The 12,369-nt window shown below is 71.1% G+C and carries 10 protein-coding genes; 1 reads left to right on the forward strand and 9 read right to left on the reverse strand.

Features of this window, described 5'->3' with window-relative positions:
* Positions 1–12: 12 nt before the first annotated feature.
* The 6 genes from ACFQZ6_RS13875 to ACFQZ6_RS13900 all read right to left on the reverse strand — a co-directional run bounded on the left by ACFQZ6_RS13875 (position 13) and on the right by ACFQZ6_RS13900 (position 5,817).
* A complete protein-coding gene (locus ACFQZ6_RS13875; protein WP_381608156.1) occupies positions 13–1,647 on the reverse strand; it encodes a beta-N-acetylhexosaminidase in 1,635 nt (544 codons plus the stop codon).
* Position 1,648: 1 nt separating this feature from the next.
* Entirely contained in the window at positions 1,649–2,482 is an 834-nt protein-coding gene (locus ACFQZ6_RS13880; protein ID WP_381608158.1) for a carbohydrate ABC transporter permease, read from the reverse strand.
* Positions 2,483–2,498: 16 nt separating this feature from the next.
* Entirely contained in the window at positions 2,499–3,380 is an 882-nt protein-coding gene (locus ACFQZ6_RS13885) for a carbohydrate ABC transporter permease (RefSeq protein WP_381608161.1), read from the reverse strand.
* A gap of 4 nt (positions 3,381–3,384) precedes the next feature.
* The gene (locus ACFQZ6_RS13890) at positions 3,385–4,683 is read right to left on the reverse strand and encodes an extracellular solute-binding protein (protein ID WP_381608163.1); all 1,299 of its coding nucleotides are present in this window, start codon (positions 4,681–4,683) and stop codon (positions 3,385–3,387) included.
* 246 nt (positions 4,684–4,929) lie between these two features.
* Complete coding sequence (locus ACFQZ6_RS13895; RefSeq protein WP_381608165.1) at positions 4,930–5,214, reverse strand: DUF3039 domain-containing protein; 285 nt, start codon at positions 5,212–5,214, stop codon at positions 4,930–4,932.
* Positions 5,215–5,244: 30 nt separating this feature from the next.
* Positions 5,245–5,817, reverse strand: coding sequence for a YqgE/AlgH family protein (locus ACFQZ6_RS13900; protein WP_381608167.1), 573 nt, complete (start codon positions 5,815–5,817; stop codon positions 5,245–5,247).
* Positions 5,818–6,081: 264 nt separating this feature from the next.
* Between ACFQZ6_RS13900 and murA the strand changes: the two genes are divergently transcribed.
* Positions 6,082–7,428, forward strand: a complete 1,347-nt coding sequence (gene murA, locus ACFQZ6_RS13905; protein ID WP_381608169.1) for a UDP-N-acetylglucosamine 1-carboxyvinyltransferase — start codon at positions 6,082–6,084, stop codon at positions 7,426–7,428.
* A gap of 117 nt (positions 7,429–7,545) precedes the next feature.
* Here the strand turns inward: murA and ACFQZ6_RS13910 are convergent, their stop codons facing one another.
* The 3 genes from ACFQZ6_RS13910 to ACFQZ6_RS13920 form a co-directional block, all read right to left on the reverse strand.
* The gene (locus ACFQZ6_RS13910; RefSeq protein WP_210925055.1) at positions 7,546–7,827 is read right to left on the reverse strand and encodes an HU family DNA-binding protein; all 282 of its coding nucleotides are present in this window, start codon (positions 7,825–7,827) and stop codon (positions 7,546–7,548) included.
* Positions 7,828–8,194: 367 nt separating this feature from the next.
* Positions 8,195–9,619 (reverse strand): NAD-dependent malic enzyme, encoded by a 1,425-nt coding sequence (locus ACFQZ6_RS13915; protein WP_381608172.1) that lies wholly within the window; start codon positions 9,617–9,619, stop codon positions 8,195–8,197.
* A 352-nt stretch (positions 9,620–9,971) separates the two neighbouring features.
* Positions 9,972–12,320 carry a HelD family protein gene (locus ACFQZ6_RS13920; protein WP_381608174.1) on the reverse strand — a complete coding sequence of 783 codons (2,349 nt, stop codon included), beginning with the start codon at positions 12,318–12,320 and terminating at the stop codon, positions 9,972–9,974.
* Positions 12,321–12,369: the final 49 nt, after the last annotated feature.

A 12,369-nucleotide genomic window follows, 5' to 3' on the forward strand; every position in this document is an offset into this window, starting at 1 on the left:
CGTTCCACGCCGTCACCGGTTCGGCGGCGGCCCGTCGATCGGGCGCCCGAGCACGCCCGGCCGCCGCTGCCACGGCCGTGGTCCGGTGGGCGGCCGGTAGGCGACGCCGAGCGCGTCAAGTCGCCGGTAGTGCCCGGCCATCCGCCGCTCGAACCCGGCGAAGTCCCGTTCCGCGGGGGCGGGCAGCGCGCTCCAGGCGACCTCGGCGAAGGCGGCGAGCCGCGGGAACGCCTGGTAGTCCACGCGCGCGTGGTCCTCCATCACCTCCGTCCAGAGGTTGGCCTGGGTGCCCAGCACATGGCGGGCCTGCTCCGCGTCGAGCTGCGGCGGGACGGGTTCGAAGCGGTAGACGTCCTCCAGGGTGCGCACGAAGCCGATCGGGACGGGTTCGTCGTCGCCGGGGGCCTGCCGGTGGTCGAGGTAGACCTGCTGCTCGGGGCACATCACCACGTCGTGCCCGGCCCGCGCGGCGGCGATCCCGCCCGCGTAGCCGCGCCAGGACGACACCGTGGCGCCGGGCGCGAGCCCGCCCTCCAGGATCTCGTCCCAGCCGATGAGCCGACGCCCGCGCGCGGAGAACCACTTGTCGAAGTGGGCGATGAACCAGGACTGGAGCCCGTCCTCGTCCCCCAGGCCGAGTTCCGCGATGCGCGCCCGCGCCGCCGGGGACGCCTTCCACTGGTCTTTCGGGCATTCGTCGCCGCCGACGTGGACGAACCGCGAGGGGAACAGGTCGAGGACTTCCTCGAACACCCCCTCGTAGAAGCGCAGGGTGTTGTCAGTGGGGGCCAGTACGTTGGGAGAGATCCCCCAGTTGTCCCAGACGGAGAGGGCGGTGGTGTCAATGACGTCGGTGTTGCCGAGTTCCGGATACGCGGCGATGGCGGCCTGCGAGTGCCCGGGTACGTCGATTTCCGGGACGACGGTGATATGCCGGGCGGCGGCGTAGGCGACGATCTCCCGGATGTCGTCCTGGGTGTAGTAGCCACCGTGTGGCTTCTCGTCCCACAGCGGTGAGGCCCGGTGACCGAATTTCGTCCGCGTCCGCCAGGAGCCGACCTCGGTCAGCCGGGGGTACTTCCGGATCTCGATCCGCCAGCCCTGGTCGTCGGTCAGATGGAAGTGGAAGACGTTGAGTTTGTGCGCGGCCATCAGGTCCAGGTAGCGCAGGACGCCTTCCTTCGGCATGAAGTGCCGGGCGACGTCGAGCATGAGGCCGCGCCAGCGGAAGCGGGGGGCGTCCTCGATGGTGACGTGCGGCACCGTCCAGGCGCGGTCGGCGTCGAGCGGCGCCCTGCGGTAGGCGTCGGGGCCCAGGAGTTGGCGCAGCGTCTGGGCGCCCCAGAAGACCCCGGCGGCGCTGCCGCCCTCGATGAGGACGCCGCTGTGGTCGCTGACGAGGCGGTACTCCTCGGGGCCGAGCGCGGGGTCGAGCTGGAGCCCGATGCCGTCGGCCTCGGTGTCGTCCAGCTCCCGTCCTTCCGGCAACGGCAGGCCGGTGGCCTGCCACAGGGCGGTGCGGAGCCAGTGGCCGACGCCGCGCGTGGCGGTGTCGGCGTAGAGCTGGGAGTGCTCTGTCAGCCGTACCTCGCCGGAACCGGCGACGACGCCGCGGGGCACCGGGAGGAGTTCAGTCGATGAGGTCACGTCAGTCCTTAACCGCTCCGCCCAGCCCCGACACCAGTCGTCGCTGCACGAGCACGAAGAAGATCAGTACGGGAATCGTCATCACCGTGGAGGCCGCCATGACCCCGCCCCAGTCCGGCTCGTCGGGCTTGTAGAAGACGAGCAGGGCCATCGGCAGCGTCGACTGCGAGGTGTCACTGATGATGAACGACTTGGCGAACAGGAAGTCGTTCCAGGCCGAGATGAAGGAAAACACGCTGGTGGCCACCAACCCGGGGAAGACCAGCGGGAAAAGGATCTGCCACAGGAATCGCGACCGGCTCGCCCCGTCGATGTACGCGGCCTCCTCCAGCGCCTCCGGGACGGCTTTCACGAACCCCCGCAGCATCCAGATCGCGAAGGGCAGCGAGAAGGCGATGTGCGGCAGGATCAGCGAGCCCAGGGTGTTCAGCTGGCCGAAGTCCCGCATGAGGAAGAACAGCGGGATCGTCAGCGCCTCCACCGGCACCATCTGGGCCACCAGAAACATGATCAGCAGGGTGGTCCGGAAGCGGAAGCGGAATCGTGTCACGGCGGTCGCGGCGAGAAACGCGATGAGCGCGGAGGCGATCACCACGGTCCCCGCGACGATGACGCTGTTGAGGAAGTACCGGCCGAATTCCTGCTGTCCGAAGACGCGCCGGAAGGAATCCAGGGAGGGCGCGAGCGTCCACGGCCGCGGCTCGGTCGACTCGATCTCCCCGGTCGGTCTGAACGCGCCGAGGACCATCCAGTACAGCGGGAAGGCGACCACCGCGGCGACCAGCAGCGCGGTCGTCTCGGCCAGCAGCCGCCAGGGACGGCGTACGAGATTCACGGCATGTCCCCCTGGCTCACAGTTCCTCCCCTTGTCGGCGCAGCAGCCGCAGGTACACCAGCGTCACCGCGAGCAGCACGAGCAGCATCACCACGCCGATCGCCGAGCCCAGGCTGTACTGCGAGGACGCGAAGGCCTTCTGGTAGGCGTAGACGTTCAGGACGAGGTTCTGGCCCGCGATGCCGCCGCCGCCCGTCATCACGTAGATCTGGGTGAAGACCTTGAAGTCCCAGATCACCGACTGGATGGTGACGATCACCAGGATCGGCCGGAGCATCGGCGCCAGCACCGAGCGCCAGATCCGCCACTGCGAGGCCCCGTCGAGCGCGGCGGCCTCCAGCACCTCGGACGGGACGGCGCGGATACCGGCGTAGACGGTGACCATCACGAACGGGAAGGAGCACCAGACGACTTCCAGCAGGACGAGGAAGAACGCGCTGATCCGGCCGTACGTCCAGGAGTGGTCGCCCAGTCCGAGGACCCGGTTGACGGGCCCGAAGTCGGGGTCGAACAGGAACAGCCACACCGTGGAGCCGGTGACCGCCGGGGTCGCCCAGGCACCCAGCGCGGCCAGCGTCAGCGCCAGCCGGGGCAGGGCGCGCACCCGTGTGAGCAGCACGGCGAGCGCGCAGCCGACGGCCAGGGTGGAGACCACGCAGGCCGCCGCGAAGACCACGGTGGCCAGCAGGACCTGCCAGAACTGTTCGTCGCCGAAGAGTTCGGCGTAGTTGTCCAGGCCCCGGAAGCTGGTCGGTTCGCCGCCGCTGACCTGGGCCTGGGTGTACTCCAGGAAGGAGATCAGGCCGAGTTGGTAGACGGGGTAGACCAGCAGCCCGGCGACGACGACGAGCGCCGGGGCCAGATAGAGCCAGGGGGTCTTCGTGCTGTGCTGGGCCACCGGCTCAACCCATGGACCCGAAGGCGTCGTTCATCTTCTTCGCGGCGTCCTTGGACGCGGTCGCCACGTCCTTCTTGCCGCTGACGACCTCCTGGAACATCGTCGGCAGCACGAGGGAGGCGTCGATCTGCGCCCACGCGGGCGAGGCGGGCACGAACTCGGTCCCGGCGGCCAGCGTCTCGACGAACGGCTCGACGAACGGGTCCTTCGCCACCGCCTCCTGCCGTACGTCGGTGAAGGTCGGCAGGAAGCCCATCTCCTGGAAGAGCTGCCCCTGGGCCTCCTTGGACGCCAGCCGCTTCATCAGGTCGACGGCGAGGGTGCGGTGCGAGGTGCTCCTCAGCACCCCGAGGTTGTTGCCGCCCGCGAACGCCGGGGCGATCGACCCGGACTCGACGCCCGGCAGCGGTACGACGGCGTACCTGCCCTTGACCTCGCCCGCCTCCACGGCCTGGTGGCTGAAGTCGCCGCCGATCGCCATGCCCGCCTTGCCGGAGGCGAACGCCGTGACGGTGTCGTTGCCGCCCCAGCCCGCGCACTTGGCGGCGGGGCAGTTGTCGTCGCCGAAGAGCGAGGTGTACGCCTCGATGCCCTCGCGGGCGGCGGCGCTGTCGATGGCGGAGGCGTACGAGCCGCCCTTGCCGGTGGCGAGTTCGCCGCCGTGCGCCCAGATGAACGGCATGGCGCCGTAGGTGTAGGCGCCGCCGACCGCGAGGCCGTACAGCTCGGGCCTGGCGGCCCGGATCTCCTTGGCGGTGGCGATCAGCTCGGCCTGTGAGGTCGGCGGCTTGAGGCCGAGTTCGTCGAAGACGTCGGTGCGGTAGTACAGCGCCCGTACGCCGACGAAGTACGGGACGCCGTAGACCTTGCCGTCGACGGTGACCGACTGCTTCGCGGTGGGGTCGGTGTCCTTGGCCGCGTCCCAGTCGGTGAACTCGGCGGTGACGTCCGCGAGTCCGCCGTCCTTGACGTAACCGGCGGTGTCGGTGTTGCCGTACTCGATCAGGTCGGGCGCGCTCTGGGGGTCGTTGAAGGCGGCTTTGATGCGCTGGGCGCGGGTCTCCACGGGGATGTACTCGACGCTGACCTCGGTGTCGTCGTGCGCCTCCTCGAACTCGGCGAGGACGGCGTCGACAACCTTCTCCTTGGGCGCGTTGTTGACCTCCTGGAAGAGCCAGACGCGCAGGGTGCCGGTCTGCTCGTCCTTGTCGGAGGCGGAGTTGTCGGAGGTCTGCGGGGCGCAGGCGGCGGCGAGCAGGAGGGCGGGGGTGAGGAGGGCGGCGAGTCGGACGGACAGCTTCATGCGGTGCTCCTCCGAGGAGAGTGCAGGCAAGGCGTTGCAGCATGTGCAACGGGGGTTTCGCTGTGCACAACACTGGGAGGCTATGGACTTCATGAACACGCCGACAAGAGGTCTCAACCACTCTGTGACCGGCGGACGCACTCCGTGCAACGCCACACCCCGCATACGGCGCCAAAACGCGCGCAGGCCCCCGGGAGGCGCGCGTCCACGCGCCTGCCGGGGGCCTGCCCTCAGGTCAGCCGAGCCCTACTTCTTGTCGCCGCCCTTGCCGTCGTCGCCACCGGCGCCCATGGACTCGTAGATCTCCTTGCACATGGGGCACACGGGGTACTTCTTCGGGTCACGGCCCGGCACCCAGACCTTGCCGCACAGCGCCACGACGGGCGTGCCGTCCAGCGCGCTCGCCATGATCTTGTCCTTCTGGACGTAGTGGGCGAAGCGCTCGTGGTCGCCGTCGCCGTGAGAGGTCTGCGGCGTCGGTTCGACGAGGGTCCCCGTACCAGTCCCGCGCTCGGGCTCGAGAGTGCTCATAGGAACCTAGGGTACTGAAGGCAGCCCGGTTCAGTTGAGCGATGGGTCGTCCGGATACGTGGCCACCATCGCCAGTTCGCTGCGCTGCCGCCGCAGCACCTCGCGCCACAGCCGCTCCGGCCACGGGGACGACACGTCGCCGGGTTCGGACTCGACGACGTACCAGGCGCCGTCCACCAGTTCGTCCTCCAGTTGGCCCGGGCCCCAGCCCGCGTACCCGGCGAAGATCCGCAGGCTGCCGACCGCCGAGGCCAGCAGCTCCGGCGGCGCCTCCAGGTCGACCAGGCCGATCGCGCCGTGCACCCGGCGCCAGCCCAGCGGCGCCCGCTCCCCGGACGCCTCGCCCGGGATGACGGCGACCCCGAGGGCCGAGTCGAGCTGCACCGGGCCGCCCTGGAAGACCACGCCGGGCTCGCCGGTGAGGTCCGCCCAGCCCTCCAGGATGTCGCCCACGTCGACCGGCGTCGGACGGTTGAGGACGACACCGAGCGAGCCCTCCTCGTCGTGGTCGAGGAGCAGCACCACCGCGCGGTCGAAGTTCGGGTCCGCCAGGGCGGGCGTGGCCACGAGCAGCCGCCCTGTGAGCGAGGACACCTCGGTCATGCCTGACATGATCCCGCATCTTCCCCGGGTCTGGGGAACCAATCGGGCAACGCCGGTGAACGCAGCTCAGGGCGCACGGGAGCGTCCCACGCGCACACCCGCCGCGGTGACCGCGCGTGCCCGGCCGGGAGCGCTGCGTGCCGGGTCGCCGACTGTGACAGACCTATGACGTGGCTGGGTCTCGCTCAGGCTTACGGGAGGGGGGTCGGCGGCGATTACTCTGTCTCTCCGGCCCCTGCCCCACTGCAACGGAACGCGAGATTCATGACCGTCAACGGCGCTGATGACGTACTGCTTGTCCACGGCGGAACCCCGCTGGAGGGCGAGATCCGGGTCCGCGGTGCGAAGAACCTCGTGCCGAAGGCCATGGTCGCCGCCCTGCTGGGCGGCGCGCCGAGTCGGCTGCGCAACGTTCCGGACATCCGTGACGTACGCGTCGTACGCGGGCTGCTCCAGTTGCACGGGGTGACGGTCCGTCCGGGTGAGGAGCCGGGCGAGCTGGTGCTCGACCCGACGCACGTGGAGAGCGCGAACGTCGCTGACATCGATGCCCACGCGGGTTCCTCGCGCATCCCGATCCTGTTCTGCGGGCCGCTGCTGCACCGCCTCGGGCACGCCTTCATCCCCGGCCTCGGCGGCTGCGACATCGGCGGGCGGCCCATCGACTTCCACTTCGACGTGCTGCGGCAGTTCGGCGCGACCATCGAGAAGCGGGCCGACGGGCAGTACCTGGAGGCGCCGCAGCGGCTGCGCGGCACCAAGATCCGGCTGCCGTACCCGTCCGTGGGCGCGACCGAGCAGGTGCTGTTGACGGCGGTGCTCGCGGAGGGCGTCACGGAGCTGTCCAACGCCGCGGTGGAGCCGGAAATCGAGGACCTGATCTGCGTCCTGCAGAAGATGGGCGCCATCATCGCGATGGACACCGACCGCACCATCCGCATCACCGGTGTGGACAAGCTCGGCGGCTACACCCACCGCGCCCTCTCGGACCGGCTGGAGGCCGCCTCCTGGGCGTCCGCGGCGCTCGCGACCGAGGGCGACATCTACGTCCGGGGCGCGCAGCAGCGGTCGATGATGACGTTCCTCAACACCTACCGCAAGGTCGGCGGCGCGTTCGAGATCGACGACGAGGGCATCCGCTTCTGGCACCCCGGCGGCCAGCTCAAGTCCATCGCGCTGGAGACGGACGTCCACCCCGGCTTCCAGACGGACTGGCAGCAGCCGCTGGTCGTCGCCCTCACCCAGGCCACGGGCCTGTCGATCATCCACGAGACGGTGTACGAGTCCCGGCTCGGCTTCACCTCCGCCCTCAACCAGATGGGCGCCCACATCCAGCTCTACCGCGAGTGCCTCGGCGGCTCCCACTGCCGCTTCGGCCAGCGCAACTTCCTGCACTCCGCCGTCGTCTCCGGGCCCACCCGCCTCCAGGGCGCCGACCTGGTCATCCCCGACCTCCGCGGCGGCTTCTCCTACCTCATCGCCGCCCTCGCGGCCCAGGGCACGTCCCGCGTCCACGGCATCGACCTGATCAACCGGGGCTACGAGAACTTCATGGAGAAGCTGGTGGAGCTGGGCGCGAAGGTGGAACTCCCCGGCAAGGTGCTCGGCTGACTCCCCGGCAAGGTGCTCGGCTGAGTTCGCCGGTTGTCGCAACGCCGAATGGGGCGGCCCCCACGTGGGGGCCGCCCCATTCGGCGTCACTGGGGCCCCAGCGGGGGCCCGGTTGACTTACTTGCCCTTGGCGGCTTCCTTGAGCTTGGAGCCCGCGGACACCTTCACGCTGTAACCGGCCGGAATCTGGATCGGCTCGCCGGTCTGCGGGTTGCGGGCGGTGCGAGCGGCACGGTGGGTGCGCTCGAAGGTCAGGAAGCCGGGGATGGTGACCTTCTCGTCGCCCTTGGCGACGACATCGCCGACGACGTCGGCGAACGCGGCCAGCACGGCGTCGGCGTCCTTGCGGGTCACCTCGGCGCGTTCGGCCAGCGCGGCCACCAGCTCACTGCGGTTCATGTTGTTACTCCCGTGTTCTTCTTGCGTTGAGGCGTGCCCCGCGGCGGAGCCGCATGTCGGGCACAGCGAAGCCGATGCTGCCAGGGTCCTCGGACGGTCCCCGGACCCGGGTCGGTCGTCAGACGCTCGCGCCCAGGGAGGCATCCTGCCCCTACCTGCGGCGGGAAAGCCAATCCGGCACCCGTAGGAGTCGTGAGAACACCCTAGGGAGTCACACGGAAAGCGCCACTGACTGGCCGCCCACCATAGATGCCGGTGCACCGCCCCCGGTTCCACGACGCGCCGGTGTACGGGGCGACCGTGGCCATCGTCACAGCCGTTCCCACGACCGCCCCGCCAGCCTACGACCGCCCCGCCCCGGCAGCCCTCAGGCGCCCGTCGCCGACGCCCCCGCCGCCTTCGCCGCGTCCCGGACCGCCCCGGCGACCGCGCCCGCGACCTTGTCGTTGAAGACGCTGGGGACGATGTAGTTCGGGTTCAGCTCGTCCTCGGTGACCACGTCGGCCAGCGCCTTCGCGGCGGCGAGCATCATCTCCGTGTTGACGGTGCGGGACTGCGCGTCCAGCAGACCGCGGAAGACACCCGGGAAGACCAGCACGTTGTTGATCTGGTTGGGGAAGTCGGAGCGCCCGGTGGCCACCACCGCCGCGGTCTGCCGGGCGATCGCCGGGTCCACCTCGGGATCCGGGTTCGCGAGCGCAAACACGATCGCGCCGTCCGCCATCGCGGCCACGTCGTCCCCGTCGAGGACGTTCGGGGCGGAGACGCCGATGAAGACGTCCGCGCCGCGCACCGCCTCCTTCAGGGTGCCGGTGACGCCCTCCGGGTTGGTGTTGTCGGCGATCCAGCGCAGCGCCGAGCCGGGCGCGGCGTCGACCAGGTCGTCCCGGTCGGCGTGCACCACGCCGTGGATGTCCGCGACGACGGCGTGCTTGACGCCCGCGGCGAGCAGCAGCTTCAGGATGGCCGTACCGGCGGCGCCCGCGCCGGACATCACCACCCGCACGTCACCGGTGGACTTGCCGACCACGCGCAGCGCGTTGGTCAGCGCGGCGAGGACGACGATGGCGGTGCCGTGCTGGTCGTCGTGGAAGACGGGGATGTCGAGGGCCTCGCGCAGCCGCGCCTCGATCTCGAAGCAGCGCGGCGCGGAGATGTCCTCCAGGTTGATCCCGGCGAAGCCCGGCGCGATCGCCTTGACGATCTCCACGATCGCGTCGGTGTCCTGGGTGTCCAGGCAGATCGGCCAGGCGTCGATGCCCGCGAACCGCTTGAACAGGGCCGCCTTGCCCTCCATCACCGGCAGCGCGGCCTTCGGCCCGATGTTGCCGAGGCCGAGCACCGCGGAGCCGTCCGTGACGACCGCGACGGAGTTGCGCTTGATGGTGAGGCGGCGGGCGTCCTCGGGGTTCTCCGCGATCGCCATGCAGACCCGGGCGACGCCCGGCGTGTAGACCATGGACAGGTCGTCACGGTTGCGGATGGGGTGCTTCGACGCCATCTCGATCTTGCCGCCGAGGTGCATCAGGAACGTACGGTCGGAGACCTTGCCGAGGGTGACGCCCTCGATGCCGCGGAGCTTCTCGACGATCTCGTCGGCGTGCGCGGTGGAGCTGGCCGCGATGGTGACGTCGATGCGGAGCTTCTCGTGGCCGGACGCGGTGACGTCGAGGCCGGTCACCGAGCCTCCGGAGGACTCCACGGCCGTGGTGAGCTGGGAGACCGCGGTTCCGCTCGCGGGCACCTCCAGCCGGACCGTCATCGAGTAGGAGACGCTGGGCGCCGTTGCCATGGCCGACTTCCTCTTTCACCGTGTGACGCTGGTATGCCGTCCGATCGTCGCACCTACCGCCGGGTAGGAGGGAGCCGGGTGGGATTGCGAACGTTTTGTTCACCACACGCGACAGCCCCACGTCACGCGGTGACGTGGGGCTGTCGCCTCTGCTGAGTGGCACCGACCCGCCATGCTCGCCTCGCGGCAAGTGGTCGCTCGTGGCGACGAAGGTTGGGCCCGGGGGCTTGGATCGAGCCGGTGCCATCACCCAGGCTAACAAACGGATCCCAGAAGGCCATTCCCGTACCGGAGGCATACCCCGGGATCTCCCGATCGACCCCGCGGCGGATCGGGCACCCCGGCCCGCCGCTCAGTCCCGCAGCAGATCCGGCACCCCGGCCGTGTCCGGCTCGTCCCGCTCGCCCGAGACGATGGTGAGCTGCTGGGTGGCCCGGGTCAGCGCCACGTACAGCACCCGCAGGCCCGCGGGCGACTCGTCCGCGATCTCCGCCGGGGAGACGACCACGGTGGCGTCGTACTCCAGGCCCTTGGCCTCCAGGCTGCCGAGCGCCACCACCCGGTCACCGAGCCCGGCGAGCCAGCGCGCCGCCTCCTCGCGCCGGTTCATGGCGACGACGACGCCCACGGTGCCGTCGACCTGGCCGAGCAGCCGGGCGGCCTCCTCGCGGACGGTACGGCCGAGGGACTCCCCGGCGACGGCGAAGCGCGGCCGTACGCCTGTGGACCGCACGGCCGACGGGGAGTCGGCGCCCGGCATCGCCAGCGCCAGCACCCTCGCGGCCAGCTCGGCGATCTCCGCGGGGTTGCGGTAGTTCACGGTGAGGGTGAAGCGGCGGCGGGGCCGGGTGCCGAGGGCCTCGTCGCGGGCCTGGGCGGCCTCGTCCGGCTCGGACCACGACGACTGGGCCGGGTCACCGACGACCGTCCAGGTGGCGTGCCGTCCGCGGCGGCCGACCATGCGCCACTGCATCGGCGTGAGGTCCTGCGCCTCGTCGACGATGACGTGCGCGTACTCGGTGCGCTCCTGCGCCAGCCGCTCGGCGCGCTCGCGCCGGGACTCCTCGCGCACCGGCATCAGCTCCTCCAGGCCGGTGAGCTGGTCGAGCGGGTCGAGTTCGCGGCGCCTGCGCGGGCGGGCGGGGGCGCCGAGGACGGCGTGGAGCTCGTCGAGCAGGGCGATGTCGTGGACGGTGCGGCCCTCCCGGCGCAGCGAGCGGGCGACCTTGCGGACCTCGCCGGGGTTGAGGATCCGGCGGGCCCAGCGGCCGAGGCGCCGTTCGTCGGCCATGGCGCGCAGCACGGCGTCCGGGGTCAGCTCCGGCCACCAGGCGTCCAGGAACTCCACGAAGGGGTCCTCGGCGGTGACGTCCTCGTCGAAGGAGGAGCGCAGCTCGGCGGCGAGCTCCGGGTCGGTGTGCCGGGTGGCGGCGCCCGAGCGCTCCCACAGGGCGTCCAGGAGGAGGCGGCGGGCGCGGGGGCGCAGCAGGTTGACGGGGGCGGTGCCGCCGAGGGCGGTGTGGCGGATGTCGGCCAGTTCGGCGGCGGTCAGCTCCAGGCGCCGTCCGAAGGCGACGACCCTGAGGACCTCGGGGGAACCGTTCAGCTCCAGGGCGCCCCGGGCGGCCTTCCGCAGCACCTTCAGCATCCGGTACGAGCCCTTGGCGCGGGCGGTGGCCGGGGAGTCGTACAGCGTCGCCTCCACGCCGTCGACGAGCGAGCCGATGGCCCGGATGGCGACCTGGCCCTCCTCACCAAGGGACGGCAGCACGCCCTCGGTGTACGCCACAAGGAGCGGCGTAGGGGAGACGATGAGGATGCCGCCCGCGTACCGGCGGCGGTCCTGGTAGAGCAGGTAGGCGGCGCGGTGCAGGGCGACGGCGGTCTTGCCGGTGCCGGGGCCGCCCTCGACGTACGTCACGGAGGCGGCGGGGGCGCGGATGACCTTGTCCTGCTCGGCCTGGATGGAGGAGACGATGTCCCGCATGGTGTGGCTGCGGGCCCGCCCGAGGGCGGCCATCAGGGCGCCGTCCCCGATGGCGGGCAGTTCACGGCCGTCCAGGTACGCCGTCAGCTCGGGCCGCATCAGGTCGTCCTCGACGCCGAGGACGCGCCGCCCCTTGGAGCGGATGACGCGGCGGCGCACGACCCGGCCCGGGTCGACGGGGGTGGCCCGGTAGAAGGGCGCGGCGGCGGGCGCCCGCCAGTCGATGACGAGCGGCGCGTAGTCCTCGTCGAGGACGCCGAGGCGCCCGATGTGCAGGGTCTCGGCGATGTCGGCGGTGTTGTCGGGCCGTACCGCGCCCTCGGCCGGTTCCACGGCGGTGTAGGCGCCGTCCGGGCCCTTCTTGCCGTCCTTGCCGCGCAGCAGGTCGATGCGGCCGAAGAGGAAGTCCTCGAACTCGTTGTTCAGCCGGTTCAGGTGCACGCCCGCGCGGAACACCTGCGCGTCCCGCTCGGCCAGCGCGCCGGGCGTGCCGACCTGACCGCGCTGGACGGCGTCGTGCATGAGGAACTCCGCCTCGTGGATCTTCTCCTCAAGGCGGCGGTACACCCGGTCCAGGTGGTGCTGCTCTCCGGCGATCTCACGGTCGCGTACGGAGTCCTGGTCCGGGCGGTGTTGGCTGGAGCCGCGGTCCCGGTCCCGATCCGGGCCCCGGTTCGGGTCGAGCGCGGTCTCCTGATGAGCCTGAGCGGCCACCGAGCCCCCTTCTGACGTGCTGGGCAGCCGTCCACCGTACGCGAAGGGG

Source organism: Streptomyces flavalbus (assembly GCF_042674625.1).
Lineage (GTDB): Bacteria > Actinomycetota > Actinomycetes > Streptomycetales > Streptomycetaceae > Streptomyces > Streptomyces flavalbus.

Bases quoted from the DNA above. Each gene is read 5' to 3' on its own strand.
- ACFQZ6_RS13890 (WP_381608163.1), bottom strand. From the start codon at position 4,683: ATGAAGCTGTCCGTCCGACTCGCCGCCCTCCTCACCCCCGCCCTCCTG.
- ACFQZ6_RS13895 (WP_381608165.1), bottom strand. From the start codon at position 5,214: ATGAGCACTCTCGAGCCCGAGCGCGGGACTGGTACGGGGACCCTCGTC.
- ACFQZ6_RS13900 (WP_381608167.1), bottom strand. From the start codon at position 5,817: ATGACCGAGGTGTCCTCGCTCACAGGGCGGCTGCTCGTGGCCACGCCC.
- murA (WP_381608169.1), top strand. From the start codon at position 6,082: ATGACCGTCAACGGCGCTGATGACGTACTGCTTGTCCACGGCGGAACC.
- ACFQZ6_RS13910 (WP_210925055.1), bottom strand. From the start codon at position 7,827: ATGAACCGCAGTGAGCTGGTGGCCGCGCTGGCCGAACGCGCCGAGGTG.
- ACFQZ6_RS13915 (WP_381608172.1), bottom strand. From the start codon at position 9,619: ATGGCAACGGCGCCCAGCGTCTCCTACTCGATGACGGTCCGGCTGGAG.